Source organism: Geodermatophilus sp. SYSU D00758, from assembly GCF_054049955.1.
In genome coordinates this window covers 1-17644 of sequence record NZ_JBJGYK010000017.1, presented here as the reverse complement: position 1 = coordinate 17644, position 17644 = coordinate 1, and the positions used below count along the sequence as shown (strand labels likewise).

At 73.4% G+C, this 17644-nt stretch carries 18 protein-coding genes; 13 read left to right on the top strand and 5 right to left on the bottom strand.

Going from position 1 to position 17644, the window contains the following annotated elements:
- Positions 1 to 22 precede the first annotated feature (22 nt).
- From ACI8AC_RS14050 to ACI8AC_RS14040, 3 genes are all read right to left on the bottom strand, one after another.
- Positions 23 to 601: a gamma carbonic anhydrase family protein gene (locus ACI8AC_RS14050; protein ID WP_456898407.1), complete on the bottom strand. Its 579-nt coding sequence runs from the start codon at positions 599 to 601 to the stop codon at positions 23 to 25.
- A 231-nt stretch (positions 602 to 832) separates the two neighbouring features.
- Entirely contained in the window at positions 833 to 2233 is a 1401-nt protein-coding gene (locus ACI8AC_RS14045) for a TonB-dependent receptor (protein ID WP_456898406.1), read from the bottom strand.
- A gap of 40 nt (positions 2234 to 2273) precedes the next feature.
- Entirely contained in the window at positions 2274 to 2480 is a 207-nt protein-coding gene (locus ACI8AC_RS14040; RefSeq protein WP_456898405.1) for a hypothetical protein, read from the bottom strand.
- A 211-nt stretch (positions 2481 to 2691) separates the two neighbouring features.
- Between ACI8AC_RS14040 and ACI8AC_RS14035 the strand changes: the two genes are divergently transcribed.
- The 4 genes from ACI8AC_RS14035 to ACI8AC_RS14020 all read left to right on the top strand — a co-directional run bounded on the left by ACI8AC_RS14035 (position 2692) and on the right by ACI8AC_RS14020 (position 8415).
- Positions 2692 to 4755: a DUF6777 domain-containing protein gene (locus ACI8AC_RS14035; RefSeq protein WP_456898404.1), complete on the top strand. Its 2064-nt coding sequence runs from the start codon at positions 2692 to 2694 to the stop codon at positions 4753 to 4755.
- A gap of 39 nt (positions 4756 to 4794) precedes the next feature.
- Entirely contained in the window at positions 4795 to 5769 is a 975-nt protein-coding gene (locus ACI8AC_RS14030; protein ID WP_456898403.1) for a DUF4231 domain-containing protein, read from the top strand.
- 139 nt (positions 5770 to 5908) lie between these two features.
- Complete coding sequence (locus ACI8AC_RS14025; RefSeq protein ID WP_456898402.1) at positions 5909 to 6853, top strand: hypothetical protein; 945 nt, start codon at positions 5909 to 5911, stop codon at positions 6851 to 6853.
- Positions 6853 to 8415: an asparagine synthetase B family protein gene (locus ACI8AC_RS14020; RefSeq protein ID WP_456898401.1), complete on the top strand. Its 1563-nt coding sequence runs from the start codon at positions 6853 to 6855 to the stop codon at positions 8413 to 8415. The genes ACI8AC_RS14025 and ACI8AC_RS14020 overlap by 1 nt, the downstream gene beginning before the upstream one ends.
- Positions 8416 to 8447: 32 nt before the next feature.
- On the opposite strand, the gene ACI8AC_RS14015 is transcribed toward ACI8AC_RS14020, so the two are convergent.
- Positions 8448 to 9212, bottom strand: coding sequence for a hypothetical protein (locus ACI8AC_RS14015; RefSeq protein ID WP_456898400.1), 765 nt, complete (start codon positions 9210 to 9212; stop codon positions 8448 to 8450).
- Positions 9209 to 9391 carry a hypothetical protein gene (locus tag ACI8AC_RS14010; RefSeq protein ID WP_456898399.1) on the bottom strand — a complete coding sequence of 61 codons (183 nt, stop codon included), beginning with the start codon at positions 9389 to 9391 and terminating at the stop codon, positions 9209 to 9211. Before ACI8AC_RS14010 ends, ACI8AC_RS14015 begins: the two co-directional genes overlap by 4 nt.
- A gap of 309 nt (positions 9392 to 9700) precedes the next feature.
- Between ACI8AC_RS14010 and ACI8AC_RS14005 the strand changes: the two genes are divergently transcribed.
- The 9 genes from ACI8AC_RS14005 (at position 9701) to ACI8AC_RS13965 (ending at position 17317) form a co-directional block, all read left to right on the top strand.
- Complete coding sequence (locus tag ACI8AC_RS14005) at positions 9701 to 10294, top strand: carboxymuconolactone decarboxylase family protein (RefSeq protein ID WP_456898398.1); 594 nt, start codon at positions 9701 to 9703, stop codon at positions 10292 to 10294.
- Positions 10295 to 10304: 10 nt separating this feature from the next.
- Positions 10305 to 11174 carry an RNA polymerase sigma-70 factor gene (locus tag ACI8AC_RS14000; RefSeq protein WP_456898397.1) on the top strand — a complete coding sequence of 290 codons (870 nt, stop codon included), beginning with the start codon at positions 10305 to 10307 and terminating at the stop codon, positions 11172 to 11174.
- A 55-nt stretch (positions 11175 to 11229) separates the two neighbouring features.
- Complete coding sequence (locus tag ACI8AC_RS13995) at positions 11230 to 12462, top strand: NAD(P)/FAD-dependent oxidoreductase (RefSeq protein WP_456898396.1); 1233 nt, start codon at positions 11230 to 11232, stop codon at positions 12460 to 12462.
- A gap of 53 nt (positions 12463 to 12515) precedes the next feature.
- Complete coding sequence (locus ACI8AC_RS13990; RefSeq protein ID WP_456898395.1) at positions 12516 to 12812, top strand: ArsR/SmtB family transcription factor; 297 nt, start codon at positions 12516 to 12518, stop codon at positions 12810 to 12812.
- Positions 12809 to 13198 (top strand): VOC family protein, encoded by a 390-nt coding sequence (locus ACI8AC_RS13985; protein ID WP_456898394.1) that lies wholly within the window; start codon positions 12809 to 12811, stop codon positions 13196 to 13198. Before ACI8AC_RS13990 ends, ACI8AC_RS13985 begins: the two co-directional genes overlap by 4 nt.
- A gap of 94 nt (positions 13199 to 13292) precedes the next feature.
- Entirely contained in the window at positions 13293 to 14057 is a 765-nt protein-coding gene (locus ACI8AC_RS13980) for a hypothetical protein (RefSeq protein ID WP_456898393.1), read from the top strand.
- A gap of 401 nt (positions 14058 to 14458) precedes the next feature.
- Positions 14459 to 15055, top strand: coding sequence for a DUF305 domain-containing protein (locus ACI8AC_RS13975; RefSeq protein WP_456898392.1), 597 nt, complete (start codon positions 14459 to 14461; stop codon positions 15053 to 15055).
- A gap of 396 nt (positions 15056 to 15451) precedes the next feature.
- Positions 15452 to 15607, top strand: coding sequence for a hypothetical protein (locus ACI8AC_RS13970; RefSeq protein ID WP_456898391.1), 156 nt, complete (start codon positions 15452 to 15454; stop codon positions 15605 to 15607).
- 1128 nt (positions 15608 to 16735) lie between these two features.
- Positions 16736 to 17317, top strand: coding sequence for a hypothetical protein (locus tag ACI8AC_RS13965; protein WP_456898389.1), 582 nt, complete (start codon positions 16736 to 16738; stop codon positions 17315 to 17317).
- The last annotated feature ends 327 nt before the right edge of the window (positions 17318 to 17644 follow it).

The following is a 17644-nucleotide window of genomic DNA, read 5'->3' as shown; positions in this document are numbered from 1 at the left end:
CGGGTGCGGGGGTCGGCCGGCGTCACGGCATGCCGTCGCCGACGACGGCCCCGGCCGGGGGCAGCGGGCGGCGGACCACCGGGCGGACCTTGCGCGCGGCCGGCAGCCGGGTCGTGTAGCTCTCGGCATTGCCCCGGATGTGCGCGAGGTCGTCGTCGGTGGCCTCGCGGACCACCTTGGCCGGCACCCCGGCCATCACCGACCGCGGGGGCACGGACATGCCGGGGGGCACCACCGCGCCGGCGGCCACGATCGACCCGGCGCCGATGTGCGCGCCGTTCATGACGATGCTGCCCATGCCGACGAGGACGTCGTCGTCGACCCGGGCACCGTGCAGCACGACCCGGTGCCCGACGGTCACCCCGCGGCCGACCAGCAGCGGGAAGCCCGGGTCCGAGTGCAGCGTGCAGCCGTCCTGGACGTTGGTGCCCGGCCCGAGGACGATCACCTCCTCGTCGGCCCGCGCCACGGCGCCGTACCAGATGCTCGACCGGGCCTCCATGGTCACCGCGCCGACGACCACCGCCGTCGGCGCGACGAAGGCCTCGTCGTCGATCTTCGGTGCACCGAAGTGCAGTTCCGCGATGTAGTTGTCGCCCACCCCGCGCCTCCGTCCGGCCGCTCGCGGTACGCCGGACCGGGACCCGCGCTCCCGCCGACGTCCTCGCCGCAGAGTGTCCCGGATCGGGGCGGGATGGACGAGGGGCTGCGCCCCGCCGTCCGCCGCGGGGTCCGCCGGGGGCTCAGCGCCCCGGCACGGCGAACGGCCTGCAGCGTCCCCCGCCCGGCCCGGTCGTGGCGAGGGAGGCGGCGGGGCGGCACGGCACGGCCGTCAGCGGACCCGCTGGTGACCGAAGAAACCGCGCTTCTTGATCACCTCGCAGACCTCGGCCGGGACCATCGACTCCCAGCTGTCGTCGTCCTCGGCGATCCGCCGGAGCACGTCGCGGCTGAGGATCGGGAGGTAGTCGGGCTTGTAGTCGGCGAGCCCGACGAAGCTGCCCCGCCGGTAGAGGTAGTCGTAGAGCGGCCGCAGCTCGTCGCGCACCTCGACCGTGTCGACGGTGACGACCTCGCCGTCGCGCAGCATCGGGTAGACGAACAGCCGCAGGTCGTTCTTGAACAGCCGGCCGAAGCTCTCGAGGATGCCGCCGGGCAGGCTCGCGTGGGTCGCCTCGTCGAACAGGTCGACCAGGCTCGGGACCCCCATCACCATCCCGATCCGGCCGTCGGTGCGCCAGGCGAGGTAGGCGGCCAGCCGGTGGTAGGCCACGTAGTCGGAGATCAGCACCGTCATCCCGCAGGCGGCCAGCAGGTCGGCGCGGGCGAGGAAGTCCCTGCGGTCGACGACGTCCCCACCGGCCCGCAGGTTGGCCATCGTGAGCTCGGTGAGCAGCAGGATCTCCCGGCCGGCGACGGCCGGGTCCTGCGCGAAGGCGGCGCGGGCGGCCTCGAGCATGTCGATGTTGACCACGGTGGGCGGCCGGAAGCTGCCGCGCTCCACCAGGATGGCCTTCTTGCGCAGCACCTCGCTCGGCTGCAGCACCTGGCGGTCGGGGCCGAACATCGCCGCGCCGCTCAGGCCGAGCTGGACGAGCTTGAGCGCCATGAGCCGGTTGTCGACCGCGCGGAACTCGATGCCGATGAGCTCGATCATGTCGATCTCGACCCGGCCGGTGGTGAGCCGGTCGAGCAGGCTCTCGACCAGGCGGTCGGGCTCGTGGTGGTGGAAGAACGCCGCGTGCAGCAGGTTCACCCCCACCACCCCGAGGGCCTCCTGCTGCTGCTGCGCCTCGTCGTCGAGCATCCGCACGTGCAGGACCACCTGGCTCGGCTCGTCGCGGGGGTGCGACTGGAACTCCACTCCCATCCAGCCGTGGCACTCGTTGCCGCCGCGGAAGCTGCGGGCCACGACGGTGTCGGCGAAGGCGAAGAAGGCGGTCTCGTCGCCCCGGTCGTCCCCGAGCCGCTCCAGGTTGAGCTGGTACTCGCGGTCGAGCATCGCCTGGAGGCGGCCCTTGGAGACGTACCGGTCGGCCTTCCCGTAGATGGCGTCGCTGACCGCCATGTCGTAGGCCGACATCGTCTTGGCGACGGTGCCGGCCGCCCCACCGGCCCGGAAGAACCAGCGGGCGACCTCCTGCCCGGCACCGATCTCGGCGATGGTGCCGTACCAGCGGGGGTCCAGGTTGATCTGGAGGGCCTTCTGCAGGGTGTCCGCACCGGCGTCCATGACCGCTCCCTCCGGCTGCGCGGCTGGGATGGCGGCGAGCCTAGTGCCGCCGGGTGAGCAGCCGCGCGAGGAACCACGCGAGGACGACGGCGAGGGCGACGCGGACCAGGACCCGGGTCGCGTCGAACCCGCCCTCGAGGACCTCGTGGACGGCGATGGCCGCGGTGAGCCAGGCCAGCACGACGGCGAACACCCACGGCCGGGCACGTCGCCCCGGCCGGTGCGCCGACGGGCGCCCGGTGGCCACGGCCCCATGGTGCTCCTCCGGCACGGCCTCCTGCGATCCTGCGGCGCGTCCGGGTTCGCCGGTCGGGGGTTGCCCCGGTCCCGGAGGGTGCCGCCGGGCCCGCGCGGGCACCGCAGAATCCCGGACGACCGTGGCGGAACGGGTATCAGGACGATCCCGTCCGCGCTCATCATCGAGGACGGCTGCCGTCTCACACGGCAGAGGGGGACCGATGATGAACATCTTCGTCAGCTATTCCCGCAAGGACGAGGGCGAGGTGCGGCACCTCGTCGCGGACCTGGAGCGGGCGCCCGCCTCGGTGTGGCACGACCGGGAACTCCGCGGCGGGGACCCGTGGTGGCAGGACATCCTGCGGCGGATCCGCGAGTGCCACGTCTTCGTCCTCGCCTTGTCCGAGGACTCCCTGGCGTCGAAGCCCTGCCAGGCGGAGCTCTCCTACGCCCGGAGGCTGGGTGTGCCGATCCTGCCGGTGCAGATCGGCCACGTGGGCAAGCTCCGGCTCACGCCCGTGGCCGACATCCAGGTGATCGACTACCGGGAACGCTCGCTGGCCACGGGCATGGCGCTGCTGGACGCGGTGCACGACTCCGCCCGGCAGCGGGGTGCGTTGCCCGACCCCCTCCCGGAGGCACCTCCCGTTCCCTTCGAGTACCTCTTCCGCCTGGGCTCGGCGATCGGCGCGGCGCAGCTGACCCCGGACCAGCAGGGGGAGTTCATCCGGCAGCTGCGGGAGTGCCTGGAGACCGAGGACGACGACGCCGCCCGGGACGACGCCCGTGCGCTCCTGCGGGCACTCCGCCGGAGGCCGGACATCACCCTCCGCAACGCGCGGGCGGTCGACGACCTGCTCGCCGAGCTGGACGACACCTCCGGTGCGGGTCCACCTCCTCCCGCCGAGGACCCGAGGCCCCGGACCGGCAGCGGAGCTCCTGGTCCGGGGACGGCCGACGCCGCCGACCCGTCGCACCAGGATCAGCCGGTGGTCGAGCTGCTGGACGGGAGGCGTTCCCGGCTCCGGACCCGTCTCCTCGTTGGCGGGCTGGTGCTGGCAATCCTCACCGCCGTGACGACGGGAGCGCTGCTCGTCCTGACCACTTCGGTCGTCGCCCAGCCGGCGGGCACACCGGGGCCCCTCCCGTTCACCGATCCTCCCGGCGCCGAGGACGCACAACCGGCCGAGACCACCGCGGACGGCTCGGTGCCCGGGGACACCCGGGGCCTCTACGACGGCTCGGGAGCGGACACCTGTGACGCCGGGGGCCTCGCGACTTTCCTCGACACCGACCGGCGGGCGGCGGCGGCTTGGGCTGCCGTCCTGGGGATCCGGGTGGACGACGTCCGCCGTGTGCTGGGGACGTTCACGCCGGTAACCCTCCGGACCCACACCGCGGTCACCAACCACGGCTACCGCGACGGCCGGGCCACGCCCTTCCAGGCGGTCCTGCAGGCCGGGACGGCCGTGCTCGTCGACGAGCGGGGCGTCCCGCGGGTGCGGTGCGCCTGCGGCAACCCTCTGCTCGGGCCGGAGACTCGATACCTGACGCGCTTCGAGGGCCGTGTGTGGCGGGGGCTGTCCTCCGAGACCGTGACCGTCATCGCACCGGCACGCGAGTCCCTGCAGGAGTTCGTCCTCGTGAAGTCGGACGGCGAGCAGGTCGTCGTCCGTCCCCGCGGGACGCCCGGCGACCAGGACGTCCCCGCCTCCGCCGAGGACGCCGCGGCGGCCCGCGGCATGTCCGATGCGCGGAAGGCCGAGGAGCCCTCGGATCCGGCCGACACCCCTGACCCGGGGGACGACACCGACCCCGGCGACGGCGAGGGCGAGGGCACCGACCCCGGCACCGACCCCGGCACCGGCGGCACCGGCGACGGCGAGGGCACCGACGGCACCGGCGACGGCACCGGCGAGGGCACCGACCCCGGCACCGGCGACGGCGAGGGCACCGACGGCACCGACCCCGGCACCGGCGAGGGCACCGACCCCGGCACCGGCGACGGCGAGGGCACCGACGGCACCGGCGACGGCGAGGGCGAGGGCACCGACGGCACCGGCGACGGCGAGGGCACCGACGGCACCGGCGACGGCACCGGCGAGGGCACCGACCCCGGCACCGGCGAGGGCACCGACGGCACCGGCGACGGCACCGGCGAGGGCACCGACGGCACCGGCGAGGGCACCGACCCCGGCACCGGCGACGGCGAGGGCGAGGGCGAGGGCACCGACCCCGGCACCGAACCCACCGAGAGCGCCGGTGACGGCACCGACGAAGGCTGAAGGAACCGCACGCCATGCAGATGACGCGAGGACACCGCCGTGGGCCCGGCCGGGTCGGGTCGTGACCGGGAAGCGGGCACGTCGTCCCGCACCGATGGCCCGGCCGTCGCGGCGGAGGACGTCCCCGCCTACGCCAGTGCCTTCACCGTCGCCGACCGCACCGCCGCGTGGGGTCAGCGGCTGCACCTCCGCCTGACGAGGATCGAGCTCCTGCTGTTCATCGGCGCGGCAGCGGTCAGCTTCGTGGACCTCCCCGTGGGCCGGCGCGGCTTCGACCTCGGTGGGCTCGTCGCGACCGTCCTCTTCGCCTCGACGCTCGCCGTCCGCACGTACCGGACGGCGATGCGTCCGAACATCGTCTGGCAGGAGGCCCGCGCCGGTGCCGAGTCGATCAAGACGCTCTGCTGGCGGTACGCCGCGGGCAGCAAGCTGTTCCCGGTCGGCATGGACCCCGCCGAGGCCGACCGCCTCTTCATCGAGCGCCTTCAGGAGGTCCTGGGCGGCCTGCGCCACCTGCCGTCGATCCGGGCGGACGGGGTCGCCGGTCAGGTGCAGATCACCCCGTGGATGCTGTCCCTGCGCGCCGCACCCCTCGCCAGGCGACGCGCCGTCTTCGACGAGGCGCGCCTCGCCGACCAGCAGCGCTGGTACGCCGCCCGCAGCGTTCTCAACACCCGCCAGCTCTGGCGGTGGAACCGCATCGTCATCGGTCTGGAGTTCCTGGGGGTGTGCGCCGCAGCGGTGAAGGCCCTGGACGTCATCGACGTGACCTGGGGCAGCGGTGACCTCGTGGGGCTGGTCGCCACCCTCGGCGCAGCCGCCGCCGCCTGGGCTCAGACACGGCAGTACGTGGCCCTCTCCGCGGCCTACACCATCGCCAGCGAGGAACTCTCGGCGATCCGCGCACTGCTCGCCCACGTCTCGAGCGAGACCGAGTGGGAGGAGTTCGTCGACTCGGCCGAGGGCGCCATCTCGCGGGAGCACACGATGTGGCGCGCGTCGCGCACGGCCTGACGATCCCCCCGCGCGGCAACCGGCGGAGGGCCGTCGGGGGCCGAACGGTCGGCGATGCGGCCACCGAGCGGACCGCTCGGTTCCGGTCCGGCGTGCCGGGTCTGGTCGGCGCCCCTCCGTTGTTCGTACAGTGCGCCGCGTGGACGCCCCGGACGGTCGAGCGCGGCAGCGAGGGCCCGGGGCGGCCGGGACCGACGAGGAGGGGTCCCCGGCGGGGAACCCGCTCGGGGACGGGCCGTCGCCCGAGGAGCTGGCGCGCTACCGCCGGGCCGTCGAGGAGATCGTGCAGGGCCTGCCCGACTCGGCCACCGACACCGTGGTGACGGCGTCGGCCGGCCGCCCGGAGGTGCGCGCGGTCCTCGACCGCCTGCCGGGGGGCGCCGAGGTCGCGCTGGGACGGCTCGCGCAGGAGGTGCGCGACTTCCGGCCCAGCGCCCGGTCCAACGCGTCGACCGCCGCGCGCATGGTGAAGATCGTGCTGCTGCAGCAGGTCGACGTGGTGTGGTGGTCGGCCGTCCCGCCCTTCCCCGACGGCGACGCCGTCCTGCGGTCCCCGGAGCTGGTGCCGCTGGCGGCCCTGCGCCGCCGCGGGCAGCTCGCCTTCCGCTACCGGGTCGGGACGGACGCCTGGCCGCGCCGGGCGCGCGACCACGTCGTCCGCCGGTGCGTGCCCGGCCGGGAGCCGCGGTCGTCCGGGCTGAGCCACCCGCTGGCCCGGCCGGCGGTGGTGGCCCTGCTCAACGAGGTCGCCGGCAGGTTCGCCGAGGCGGTACCGGCCTGGCGGAGGGGGCTGTGGGTGAACTGCATCGTCCGCAGCACCGTCGACCAGCTGCGGCTCCGGCAGCTCGGCTACTCGGCGCTGCTGCCGAGCGCCCACTGCACCGGCTGGGCCGCCGACATCGAGGTGAGCTGGCTGCACCGGCACGGTGTGGCCACGCCCCTGCAGGAGATCCTGACCGGCTACCGCGACGACGGGGTGCTCAACGTGATCGACGAAGGCCAGGCCTGGCACGTCTGCCTCAACCCCGCCGCGGTGGGCCGCTACGGGGCGGCGGTCCGGCCCGCCGTCCGGGGAGGCCGCTGATGTGCGGGATCGCCGCCGTCCTCGGGCCCGGCGCCGACCGGGAGCTGTTCCGGGGGATGCTCGCCGCCATCTCCCCTCGCGGCGAGGTGGACGAGGTGCTCTGCGACGAGGAGGCCCTGCTCGGCACCGCGCGGCTGCGCATCGTCGACCGCGAGCACGCCGTCCAGCCGTGGCCGTCGGTGGACGGGCGGTGGGCGCTGTGCTTCAACGGCGAGGTGTTCAACCACGGGGAGCTGCGCGACCGGCTGCACGCCGAGGGCCGCTCGACGCGGTCGGTCGGTGACACCGAGGTCGTCCTCGAGACGGTGCTGGCCTGGGGCGAGGAGGCGCTGCTCCGGATGCGCGGCGAGTTCGCCTTCGCCCTCGTCGAGCGCGCCACGCGCCGGGTGTTCCTGGCCCGCGACCCGGTCGGGGTCAAGCCGCTGTACTGGGGGCGGGCGGGCGGTCGCCTGCACGTGGCCTCGGAGGTGAAGGCCCTGGTCCCGCTGGGGGTGCCGGTCTCCGAGGTGCCGCCGGGGCACTGCGGGTGGGCCGCGCCGGACGCCGACCCGCAGCTGCACCCCTACCTGGACCTGTACCGCCTGGGCGAGGGCGAGCGCGAGCTGTCCGACGTCGAGGAGGCCGCCGCGGCGCTGCGGACGACGCTCACCGACGCCGTGCGCATCCGCGTGGACACCGACCTGCGCGTCGGCGTCGTCCTCTCCGGGGGGCTGGACAGCTCGCTGACCCTCCTGCTCGTCCGGCAGCTGCACCCCGACTGCGTCGCCTTCACGGTCGGCGCCGAGGGCAGCGAGGACCTCGCCTACGCCCGCCGGCTGACCGCCGACCTGGGGGTCGAGCACGTCGTGGTCCCGGTGCGGCCGAAGGACCTCGGGCTGCGCGACGTCCGGGAGGCGATCCGGGTGTCGGAGCTGACCGAGTACGGGGACATCATCAACGCCGTCGTCTCCCAGCGGCTGTTCGCCGCCGTCCACCGGGCCGGGGTCAAGGTGGTGCTGACCGGCGACGGCTCCGACGAGCTGTTCGGCGGCTACGCGATGTACCGCCGGATCGGCGGGGCCGACCTGCGCCGGCTCTTCCTGCACAAGATCGCCCACCTCAGCCGCACGGAGCTGCAGCGGGTCGACCGGACGTCGATGGGGCACGGCGTGGAAGCCCGGGTCCCCTTCCTCGACGTGACGATGCTCGACCTGGCGATGCGGATCCCGCAGGAGCTCAAGCAGCGCGACGGCTACGAGAAGTGGATCGTGCGGCACGCCTTCGCCGACCTGCTCCCCGGCTACGTCGCCGCCCGGCACAAGAACCCGATGTCGCACTCCAGCGGCCTGCACGAGCGGATCCGGCTGTTCCGGCCGCTCTTCCCGCGCATCTACCGCGGCTACGGCTACGGCTGCGCGGCACCGCTGCAGCGGGACTTCTCCGAGGTGCTCAAGGACCACGGCTACGACCTCGACGCCGCCGTCGCCGCGGCCCGGGCACCGCGGGACCTGACGCTCGCCGAGCACGCCCGCGACCTCGCCGGAGCGGTGCGCTGGAACCTGGCCGCGGCGGTGCGCCGCTGAGTTCAGGCGTCGCGGCGGGCCGTGATCGCGGCCTACGGGTCCGGGCTCGTGCCCCTCCCCTGAGCGGCCGGCGGCGGCTCGGGCCCGGGGCTGCCCGGTGGCGGCGGTGCGGCCTGGGTGACGAGCCGGACGAGGATCACCTGCCACACCACGAAGCAGGTCAGCGCGCCGAGCCCGAGGACCGGGCCGACCTCGGTGCGGACCGTGCGCGGCACCGCCGCGACGGAGCACAGGACGAGGACGCCCACCAGCCAGACCTCCACGGCCCACCTGCGGGACGCGAGCCCCGGGTCGGGTCGCACCGTGACGCCCAGGGCCGACAGGTCGTCCGGAGGGTGCCGCTGCAGCATGTCGCGGCGGGATCGGTAGACCTGCACCCGGGGGTAGCGGTCGCGCAGGACGCGTTCATAGCACTCCCGCCGACGCGGCCGGAACCGGGTCCCCAGGGGGAGCGTGACGGCCTCGATGCGGGCGGCGGCGGCGCGGAACCCGTGGTCGGCGAGGATGACGCGGCCGCGCGCGGCGACCACCGCGGTCACGTTCCCCCAGCCCGAGCCGGACCCGGTGAAGCTGGGGTGGTACCAGCCGTACAGCCCGCACGCGCACCCCCACACCGGTGGCGCGTGCGTGTCGTCGGACAGGCACCGGGCGTGCTCGACCTCCCCGCTCCACGGGCCGGCGGTCACCTGCACCGGGGGGCGGAGACCCTGCTCGGTGAGGCGGAAGCGCCGGAAGCCACGCACCTCACCGGCGACGAGGGCCGGGGACCGCTCGGGAGGTGCCGGCGGCGGTGTCACGCCGGAACGGGTTTCGCCGGTACGGGCGGCGCCGGCGCGGGGGTCGGCGCGGCGGGGGCCGGGTCGGCCACCGGCTCGCACTCGATCTCCCGACGTTCGCGGCCGATGTTGCCGGCCACGCACGGCCGCGCCCGCGGCACGGAGGTGGTCGACGCCGGTGCAACGGTCAGCACGTCCATGTCGCACTCCTGAGCCGGTGGGGTCCAGCCGTGGCGGTCGCGGCTCTCCCGGTCACGGGACCGCCCGCGCCCGCCTACCGCCAGTGAAGCAGCACCGGTCCCGCCGGGTAAGGCGTTCCGTCGCCCCCCGTTCCCCGGGCCCCTGGTGGGGTGCTGCCTCCGGCACCAGCCCCCCCGGGACCAGCCTGGAGGTGGCCGACGCCGCGGTGCGCCACCGCTGACGAGGCAGGGCGCCGGGCCTCGGGGTGTCACACCCGAGGCGCGGCCGGTGTCCCCATGTCGACACCGCCGCACCCCACTGGAGGAGACATGGCCAGCAGCACCCGGGTCCCCCCGACCGAGATCACCGGCCTCTACGGGACCCTGGTCACGACGATGAGCCGCAGGATGCTGGGCCAGGTGCCGGAGAGCCTCGGGGTGATGTGGCACCACCCGGCCGTGCTGAAGGACCTGGTGCGGCTGGGGCGGAGGGCCGAGTCGTGGAACCGGCTCGACCCCTCCCTCGCCTCGTTCGCGACGATGGCCGCGGCCGGCACGATCGGGTGCAGCTTCTGCCTCGACCTGCACTACTTCCTGACGCGCGACCGCGGGCTCGACGAGGCCAAGGCGCGGGAGGTGCCGCGGTGGCGGGAGTCCGCCGCCTTCACCCCGCTGGAGCGACGGGTGATGGAGTACGCCGAGGCGATGTGCTCCACCCCGCCGACCGTGACCGACGAGATGTCGGCCGCCCTCCTCGAGGAGCTCGGAGCCCCCGCGCTGGTGGAGCTGACCGCCAGGATCGGCCTCATGAACGCCACCGCCCGGAGCAACGTCGCGCTCGGCATCCGGTCGCAGGAGTTCTCGGCGTCCTGCGGCCTGCCGCCGCTGGCCACCCCGTCGGCGGGCGGCGTGACCTCGGCATGACCGCCGCGACATGACCGACGACCCCTTCCTCGCCCACCGCAGCCTGCTGTTCACCGTCGCCTACGAGCTGCTCGGCTCGGCCGCCGACGCCGACGACGTGGTGCAGGAGACCTGGCTGCGGTGGGCCGAGGTCGACCACGCGGCGGTGCGCGACCCGCGGGCCTACCTGGTGCGGATCGTCACCCGGCAGGCGCTCAACCGGCTGCGCACCGTGGCCCGCCGCCGCGAGGACTACGTCGGCGAGTGGCTGCCCGAACCGCTGCTGACCAGCCCCGACGTCGCCGAGGACGTCGAGCTCGCCGAGAGCGTCTCGATCGCGATGCTCACCGTGCTCGAGACCCTGACCCCGGCGGAGCGCGCCGTCCTCGTGCTGCACGAGGTCTTCGCCGTGCCGTACGAGGAGATCGCCGAGGCGGTGGGGCGGTCGAGCGCCGCGGTGCGGCAGATCGCGCACCGGGCCCGCCGGCACGTGGCCGCGCGCCGCCCGCGGACGGCGGTCAGCCGCACCGAGCAGCAGCAGGTCGTGGACCGGTTCCTCGCCGCGGTCACCGCCGGGGACGTGCAGGGCCTGCTGGACGTGCTGGCGCCCGACGTCGTGGTGGTCGCCGACAGCGGCGGCCTGGCGCCGGCCGCCCGGCGCCCGGTCGCCGGCCGGGAGCGGGTGGCCCGGGCGCTGGTCCGGTTCGCGGAGTTCGCGCCCGGGGTGGAGATCACCACGCCGCTGGTCAACGGCACGGTCGCCGCGCGGATCGACGCGGGCGGCGAGTTCGACACCGCGATCAGCTTCGTCGTGGCGGACGGCCGGATCACCCGCATGTACGCGATGCGCAACCCGCGGAAACTCGGCAGGCTCGACACCGTGGCCGAGCTGCGGCGGTGACGGAGGTCCGCGGCCTGTCTTCGGGAGCGACGTGGAGCCTGACCTAGGGAACGACGTGGAGCCTGACCTCGGGAACGACGTGGAGACCGTCCTCGGGGACGACGTGGAGCGCAGCGAGGTCCTGATCGTCGGTGCCGGCAACGCCGGCATCTCCCTGGCGGCGCGGCTGCTGCGCGACGGCGCCCGGGACGTCACCGTCGTCGCCCCCCAACCGGTGCACCGGTACAAGCCGCTGCTCAACTACGTCGCCGGCGGGGAGGCGGCGATGCCGGACCTCGAGCGCCCGATGGCCGACGTCGTCCCCGACGGGTGCCGGTGGGTCCGCGACGCCGTCGAGTCGGTCGACCCGGCCACCCTGACCGTGCGCACCCGCACGGGCCGCACCCTGCACGGCTCGACCCTCGTGCTGTGCCCCGGACTCGTCGAGGACTGGGCGGCCACGCCCGGGTTGCAGTCGGCGTACACCGACGGGTGGGCGGCGTCCTCGTACGTCCCAGGCAGCGCGCCGCTGGTGTGGCCGCGGCTGACGTCGCTGCGCAGCGGCTCGGTGGTCTTCACCGTGCCCCCCGAGCCGGCGTCGTGCGGGCCGACCGCGCTGAAGCCGCTGCTCATGGCGTGCGACCACTGGCGGCGCGCAGGGGTCCTGCCGGACCTCGAGGTCCGGCTCCTCCTGCCCGAGCCGACCGCGACCGGCGTCGCGGAGGCCGACGAGGTCCTCGAGCGCGCCTTCGCCGGCTACGGCGTCGAGGTGCTGCGCGAGGCGCGGGTGGAGCGGGTGGAGTGGGACACCCACGCGATCACCGTCCGGACGCCGAGCGGCCGGGTCCTGCTCGGGGACGTGACCTTCGCCCACGCCGTCCCGCACTACCGGGCTCCGCGGTGGATCGCCGAGGGCGGCCTCGCCGTCGACCCGTCGCCGGGGCTGGTCGACATCGACCCGGAGACGCTGCGGTCCCGCCGGCACGAGCGGATCTGGGCGATCGGCGACGCCGCTGCCGTGGCGACCCGACCCTCGGGCGGAGCGCTGCGCAAGCAGGTCCACGTGCTGGCCCGGAACCTGCGGGCCGCCCGGGACGGGAAGCCGATGCAGCGGTACGACGGGTACACGGTCATGCCGATCACCCTGAGCAAGCGGAAGCTGGCGCTCAACGAGGTCGACCGCGACGGCCGGCCGGAGCCGTCGGTGCCCTTCCTGGACCCCTTCCGGCCGCGCCGCGCGACCTGGCTGTTCGACCGCTACGGCCTCCCGCAGGTCTACTGGCGCCGCATCCTGCGCGGACGGGTCTGACCCGCGCGACGAACCCTTGACAGGCAAGTCGCCACTTGCCTATAACGGTCCGCGTGGAGGCGGACGCCGACCTGTTCAGGGCCATCGGCGATGCGACGCGCCGCACGATCCTCGACGAGCTGACCGCCCACGACGGGCAGACGCTGTTCGAGATCTGCGGGCGGCTGACCGTGAAGCACGGCCTGTCCTCCTCGCGCCAGGCCATCTCGCAGCACCTCGCCGTGCTGGAGCAGGCCGGGCTGGTGCACACCCGGCGGCAGGGCCGGTACAAGTTCCACCACATCGACACGAGCCCGCTGCGCTCGATCGTCGAGCGGTGGCCCACCCACCGAGAGGACCCGAACCCGTGATCCGCATCAACATCACCAGCGTGCTCGTCGACGACCAGGCCAAGGCGCTCGCCTTCTACACCGAGAAGCTCGGCTTCACCAAGAAGACCGACGTGCCCGCCGGCGAGGCCCGCTGGCTCACCGTGGTCTCGCCCGCCGACCCGGACGGCGTCGAGCTGCTGCTGGAGCCCGACGGCCACCCGGCGGCGGGTCCGTTCAAGGAGGCCCTGGTCGCCGACGGCATCCCGTTCACCCAGTTCGCCGTCGACGACGTGTACGCCGAGGTCGAGCGGCTCAAGGGGCTGGGTGTCCAGTTCACCCAGGACGCGACCGACCTGGGCCCGGTGGTCACCGCCGTCCTCGACGACACCTGCGGCAACCTCGTCCAGATCGCCACGATGAAGTAGCCGCTCCCCCGCCGACCGCTCCGCGCCCCGAGGTCCCCGTTCGCGGGTGTTGGCTGGCATCCTGCGTGCCTCGCCAGCGGACAGGGGGACCGACGTGGACGGCGGTTTCAGCTTCCCGAAGCCGGAGTTCGACCTCGAGTCGACGGTCGAGCGCGCCATGGCCGTGATCAACCGGACGCTCCAACCCTCCCTCGAGGAGGCCCGGGAGGTCGTCGGCAAGGCGCGCGCGAGCAGGCCCCTCGTCGCACCGGGAGAACTCGTCGGCCAGGTGACGCGCGGCAACCGGATCCGGGCGGCGCGCGCGGTCTCCTACTCCCTCCCCTCGATCCTCCCGGGTTACGGGACGGCGCTCTCGGCCGCCGCGCTACCGGTCGCGTTGCGCGAGGCCCTGAAGGAGGCGGTCAGCGCGACGATCAAGGTCGGGCTGCTCCACGACAGGGACCTCACCGACCCCGAGCTCACCCGCATCGCCGTCCTCCTGGTCCTCACGGAGGGAGCCGTCCGGCTCGACAAGACCGGGAGGATCCGACCCGAGGCGGTCCTGGGGCCGCACGCGTCGCTGGTGGGGCAGGCCGCTGCGTTCGACGCGCTGGCCGCCCTGACGGCCGAGGAGCGGCAGGAGCTCGCCGCCTCGCAGTCGGAGATCCTCCGGGCATGGGCGCTGGCGGTCGGACCGCCCTTCCTGGCCGGGTTGCTGCCCTTCGGCCTGGGCCCCATGGCCGCCGCCAACTTCATGCAGCACGTCCTCAAGGGCACCATCGCGGCTGCGGGAACGGTCTTCGGGCCCGCCGCACCCGTGCCGGTGGCCGTCGAGGACCTTTCCGACCGCGAGGTCCAGCGGGACGGTTCCGGGGCCTGAGCCGCACGCCGGCCGGTGCCGGGGGGACCGGCGGGATCCGGTCGGCGCGGGGGCCCGCCAGGTCCGGCCGGTGGGAACGGCGTCGGACGGTGCAGCCGGACGGCGTCGGCGGGCCTGAGCGTGGTCGCGGTCCAGGCGGACGCCGCGGTCGACCAGCACGTCCGTCGACGGCCCGTACCGGCTGCCGGCGGCGTGGGACGGCCGGTCCCGCAGCTCGTGTGACGGGTTCTTGACGAACGGGCGAAAGCCCCGGTCGCCCTCTGCGCCGTGGGCAGGAGGAGGACCGATCGTCGGGCCAGGTGGGCCCGTGAGGTGGGAGGAGAACGGTGCCCGGCCGGCCGGAGGTCGAGGGCACGCGCGTCACCCCCTCCGCAGCAGACGAGCGAACGGAGTAGCGGCACATGTCGACGAAGAGGCGCGACGAGGCGACCGAGCAGGGCCACGGCGGCAAGCTGTCGCACGAGACCAAGATGTACCTGCGTTTCGCGGCCATGATCCTGACGGCCATGGTCGTCATGTACTGGACCATGTTCGTCAGCTCGTGGGAGTGGAGCCATGTCCGCTTCAGCGAGAGCCGCGTGTTCATGGCGCTCACCATGGGCGGCACCATGGGCCTGGTCATGCTCGCGTGGATGCTCAACATGTACAAGAACGTGAAGGGCAACATCGCGATCGTGGTGGCGAGCCTCCTGCTGTTCGGTGGCGCCGTGTTCCTCGACCGCAGCCAGACGACCGTGCAGGACGTCTCCTGGATGAAGGCGATGATCCCGCACCACTCCCTGGCCATCACCCGCTCCGAGCGCGCCGAGATCACCGACGTCCGCGTGTGCCGGCTGGCCCGGGAGATCAGCGAGGCGCAGCGGCGGGAGATCGACGAGATGAACTGGCTGATCGAGGACATCGAGGAGAACGGGGAGGCCGAGACCCTCGCCGAAGCCCAGGCCCGGCCCGTTCCCGAGTTCGCGGCGGAGGCGTTGCGCGACTGCCCGGGGAGCTGAGCCGGGAGGACGGGGCCGGGCGTCCGGTCGCACCGGAGCGAGCGGACGCCCGGGGTCGGGCTCACACGTTGAAGCGGAACATTGACCCGGGGTTATCTGACCTGCACGGACTCGGCGACATCCCACCTGACCTGGGAAAACAACTCTCGTCGTTTCCGGTTGTTGACGGGGGTTCCTCGTCGTCCCGTGCCATCGATGTGCCATCGGCACGCGCCGGGTGGGCGCAGATCGGCGCAGCCACCTAGCCGCGCACCCCAAGACTCCCCGCGGCGCCCGCTGCGGGGCGGCCCCGAACCGGCGTCGGAAGCACCGGCCGGGGCCTTGACCCCTCACCTACACGAAGGCGAGAGACCCATGTCGAACCGTACTGTTCACGCCCGCCCACTTCCCCGGCTCGTGTCGCCACGCCTGCCCATCGGGCGCCGCCTGGCCCACTTCCGTCGTCGGGCTGCCGGCGCGTGGACCACGCCGACCCGCTCGGACCTTCTCACCGTGCTGTGGCCGGTGGGGACCTACCTCGCGGGGCTGACCATCGGCGCGCAGTTCCTCTGAGCGCCGCTGCTACCGGCGCCTGCAGGTCGCGGGCGCCCGTAGTCGGCCGGTAACGGTCGGCTACGTTCCACTGACGCAAGACGGCCCCGGCCCGGTGGTGAGAGACCGGGACGGGGCCTCGAATCCCAACCCCTGCGTGGAGGGCTAGGACCGTGAGCAACCGTAGCGAAGAACTGACCGCTGATATGCCTCCCGTGACGCGGTGCCCGGATTGGTGTGCGCTGGGCTGGCACCCGTGGGAGCCGGACGGGAGTGAGTGGGGGCGGACCCATGAGGGGCCGGCGGCGCCGGGGTCGCTCGACGTCGAGCTGTACGGCGTGGAGGCGTATCAGGGTGGCGTCGTTGACGCTTCTGAGCCGCCCCAGGCCGTGATCGACGGTGTGCTGCTGGGCCCAGAGGAGCTGCGCACGTTGGCGGCAGCTGCCTTCCACCGGGCCGCAGTGCTACTGACCGCGGCCGAGTACGCGGAGCGCCCCCTGCGGTAGGCGCGCACCGGCAGCAGCGCCCCCATCGGCTACGAGCCCGGTGGGGGCGCTGTGTTGTCTAGGCCCGGGGGCGCTGCTCGGTCCCGCGGAACGTGTCCGCCACCTCGTGCACCAGCAGGTGGCACCCTGCCGTGCAGTCGAACTCGACCAGGCCCTCCTGTATCGCCCCGTTCGTACCTGATTCCGGTTGCCACCCTGCGGCGGCCCGTTGCCCGCACGACGGGCACCGCTCCCAGCTCACTCGTTCGCTCACGGACATCCACTGTCGTCGCTAAGCAACTGTTGGTGCCAGTGCTGTCACCGAACCGTCACAGCCTGATTGCAAGCGCCTATGCCGCGGCCTGCCGCCTGGCTGGCCGCTCGCACCTCGCGGCGCTCCTCACGCGGCAAACGTGGTCTGTACCGACCGGTTGGTCGACGGATGGGCTGGCCTTTCGTCACAGACTTATGCACAGCGGTGGACGGCAGCTTAGTGGTCACGGTGTGGCGCAGGGTGACGGCGCTCAAGCGGCGTTGAGCGCTTCACAATTATTCGATGGACACCGTTGATGGCTAGGGAGGAGCCTTCGGTCTCGTCCGCATCGACCAGCGCGCCCAACGAGACAGTGCGAGCAGTGGCGCGAGCTGTCATGGAGGTAGCGTCATGTCGGATGATCTAGACGCCGCAGAGTATTTTCGCCGAGCGAACCGGGCTGCGAAGAGAGAGTTTGGGGGCGTCGGGGGGTTCCCCACGTTAAAAGTGAGTATGGGACCCAACGGTGCCGTGAACTGCCCGGTAGTCGTGGTTCCCTCCCCGGGCGCGCAGTGGCTAGATGTGCCGCTGAAAGAGCTGCAGGAGCCGGGCGCCCCTTCCCCCCTGGATGACTTCGGTGAGCGAATGCGAGCCGCTGCGCGGTACGCGTCGAGAAAGGGTTTCGCCGGAGCGTTCCCAACCTTCTACCACGCCGAACGAGACGGGAGGACGGTACTCGGGATCGTCCTGCTGAAATCGGACGTCGCCGCGTGGGATGACGTGCCGGCCAAAGACTTGGGGAACCCGGTTCACGACTCGATTGAGTCTCGTTGCAAGGCGGCGCAGAGGTACGCCCAGGCGCGTGGCTTTGCAGGCGGGTTCCCGACCTTCTTCCATGCCGATAAGCCAGGAGGTCGCGAGTACGGCACTACTTTGATCAAGAAGGGCAAGGCGAAGGTCGTGACCGCGACGTTGTGGCAACTTGTCCGCTGATTGAAGCAGGTATGTGGCCTGGCTCGCCGGTGACGGTGACTTGTGGGGCAGCCCCGCCCGGCGCTACGGGGGTGAACCGGGCGAGGCGCCGCTGCGCAGGTGCCCCGTGGTTCTGCAGCCATAACGGGGCCTACAACCCGGCGGGGCGGCCCTAGTTGCACCGGGTCAACCGCCGGGTCCTGCAAGCGGCCTCAATCAGGGGGACTGCCCCCGGTTCGGTTGACTCCTTGCCTGTGAGGCCCTGGGCCTCGCTGGAAGGATCAGCATCGTGCCCAAGCCGTTCCCGGCGGAGTTCCGTCGTGACGTCATCGCCGTGGCCCGCAAGGG